This is a genomic window from Rouxiella silvae, from assembly GCF_002093625.1.
Taxonomy (GTDB): Bacteria; Pseudomonadota; Gammaproteobacteria; order Enterobacterales; family Enterobacteriaceae; genus Rouxiella; species Rouxiella silvae.
The window spans coordinates 1-2,699 of record NZ_MRWD01000117.1 but is presented as its reverse complement, the minus strand read 5'-3'; the positions used below and the strand labels follow the sequence as shown (position 1 = coordinate 2,699).

Here is a 2,699-nt window from a genome sequence, read left to right as displayed (position 1 = left end):
CTATTGGTTATTTATCAAACAAATGTCTCTAAAATTTATTTAAATCAATTATTTAAGTTGATTTAGCTAAATGTGCGATATCTATTAGATGATTATGCTGCTGAAGGGAGGATTTGTCGAATAACGAGAGAGTAGAATAGAGTGGGAGAAGAATAATGGGTCAGCAGGCGTGATGCGCAGTGACCCTGAAGTTTTACAACTCTTGTTCAAATAGGCTTAAAATTGCATCGTAAAGTTGTTTGACGGTAAATTTACGCGCCGGGGTGATAAAGATGGTGTCGTCACCTGCGATAGTGCCGAGAATGCCTTCTGACTTGCCCAGCGAGTCTAGGAGTCGGGCAATGAGCTGCGCAGCACCTGGGCTGGTGCGAATTACCACCACGGCATCGTTGTAGTCGATATCCAGCACCAGATTTTTAAGCGGGCTGGTGGTAGTGGGAACCCCAATCTCGGCGGGCAGGCAGTAAACCATCTCCATTTTGGCGTTGCGCGTTCTCACCGCACCAAATTTGGTCAGCATACGCGAAACTTTGGACTGATTGATGTTTTCGAAGCCATCATCTTGCAGTGCGACAACGATTTCACCCTGAGAGCTGAACTTCTCTTCCTTCAAGAGAGCCTTGAAAGCTTTGATTAAATCTTCCTGTTTAGCAGGATTACGCATTTTGCACCCATAGAATCACGATGATAGTGCGTTGATTATGCATATATTTGCATTTTTATGCAATCATACTCAAGAAAATTAAGCGAGAAAGAGTTAACTTTTAGAGCTTCACGAATATTTCATTATTATTAAATTAAATGAATATGCTAAACGAATGAATTAGCACAGGCGCTAAACTTAAAATTATTTTAATAAAATGATCATTAGTTGAAAATAAATTCTCTTCTCATTTAATTTACTAAAATCATATGTTTATTTTTCCTTATTTTTTGAGAACAACTGTTTTATCTCAATGATAAGAAGAACAAAATAATCAAAACTCATTGATAGCATCTATTTTAAATTCTGCGCCAGCTCGCAATCTCTCATTAAGCTGTTTGTTTTTAATACGGCTGTTTACTAAGGTTATTAAGTGAATGAATGCGCGGTATTTTTTAACGTCATTTAAAAAGGAGTATAGGATGAAAGTTGCAGTCCTTGGCGCCGCAGGTGGTATCGGACAGGCCCTCGCTCTTCTACTTAAGACCCAATTGCCGGCTGGCTCTGAACTCTCCCTGTATGACATCGCCCCCGTAACGCCGGGTGTGGCGGTAGATCTCAGCCATATACCAACCGCTGTTAAAATCAAAGGATTCTGCGGGGAAGATGCGACCCCCGCGTTAGTGGGTGCAGATGTTGTTCTAATTTCCGCTGGAGTTGCCCGCAAGCCTGGCATGGATCGTTCGGATCTCTTTAATGTGAATGCTGGAATTGTGCGTAACTTAGTGCAGCAGATTGCGGTCACATGTCCGCAGGCCTGTATCGGAATCATTACCAATCCGGTGAATACTACGGTTGCCATAGCGGCTGAGGTTATGAAAAAAGCCGGCGTTTACGATAAGAATAAACTGTTTGGCGTAACCACACTGGACACTCTGCGTGCTAATACGTTTGTCGCCGAGTTAAAAGGTAAGCAGCCACAGGATATAGAAGTACCGGTTATCGGTGGCCATTCAGGGGTAACTATTTTGCCTCTGCTTTCTCAGGTACCGGGTCTTACTTTCTCCGACAGCGAGGTGGCTGAGCTTACCAAGCATATTCAAAATGCAGGCACTGAAGTGGTTGAGGCCAAGGCGGGAGGCGGATCTGCAACGCTGTCTATGGGACAGGCCGCGGCGCGGTTGGGCCTTTCACTGGTAAGTGCAATTCAGGGTAAAACCGGTATTGTTGAGTGCGCTTACGTAGAAGGAAAGGGGGAATACACCCGTTTCTTTGCTCAGCCGGTATTGCTGGGTAAAAATGGGGTCGCCGAACTCAAAGAGTTCGGCAAGTTAAGCGCATTTGAACAACAGGCGCTGGACTCGATGCTGGACGTTCTGCGTCAGGATATACAACTAGGCGAGCAGTTCATTAACAACTAACCCATAACAATAATTTTACCCCTGTTCCTCACTATCCGCCGGAGACTCTTTCGGCGGTATTCTTTGTGCGCAAACTATTGGCCTCGGCTGATGCGCTTTAATACGCATTTTTCTTTCAAGCAATTCATCCGTTTTCGGGCAGAAATATCGACTTGGCCAAATTTCCGAGGGATGCAGCTGTAACGCATTGGCAATTATCCATTCACCTTTTGGCCACGGACGCGAAAGTGCATTAGCCAACGTTGAAGAACTTAATCCGGCAGATCGCGATAAGGCGGCCAGAGTCGTTCGCTGTTTATGCAATGATGCGATGATATCAGCGTGGTGCCAATCTTCTTTCCGTAAAAGCATAGTCGCTCCCTTTTATAATGAGCCGGCAGAATTACTTCCTAAATAATAGTGGGTTTCTAGTATCCGATTAGGAAACATATAAGAGCAAATTTTCGCACTTTGTTCAAACGCCTTTCTCAAAAAGAACAATTATTTTTCATCATTAAATGAACGAATTATACTAACCACTAATACGTGTGTTAATAACCGTCAACTGATTGTTAGTTAAGGCTTTATGTGAAGGTATTTAAATTAATGGAAAGTGAAATTGGAATTAATGGATTTTATTAGGAATGTGTGGGCAC

Annotated in this window: 3 protein-coding genes; 1 reads left to right on the top strand and 2 read right to left on the bottom strand. The window is 43.3% G+C overall.

The annotated features are described in order from the left end of the window. Positions 1-193 precede the first annotated feature (193 nt). Positions 194-664 (bottom strand): transcriptional regulator ArgR, encoded by a 471-nt coding sequence (gene argR, locus BS639_RS24565; protein WP_009636766.1) that lies wholly within the window; start codon positions 662-664, stop codon positions 194-196. Between the two features lie 461 nt (positions 665-1,125). On the opposite strand from argR, the gene mdh reads away from it, so the two are divergent. Continuing rightward, positions 1,126-2,064: a malate dehydrogenase gene (mdh, locus tag BS639_RS24560; protein WP_055782424.1), complete on the top strand. Its 939-nt coding sequence runs from the start codon at positions 1,126-1,128 to the stop codon at positions 2,062-2,064. A gap of 15 nt (positions 2,065-2,079) precedes the next feature. Here mdh and BS639_RS24555 read toward each other — a convergent pair whose 3' ends face one another. Next, positions 2,080-2,415 (bottom strand): helix-turn-helix domain-containing protein, encoded by a 336-nt coding sequence (locus BS639_RS24555; protein WP_055782428.1) that lies wholly within the window; start codon positions 2,413-2,415, stop codon positions 2,080-2,082. Positions 2,416-2,699 lie beyond the last annotated feature (284 nt).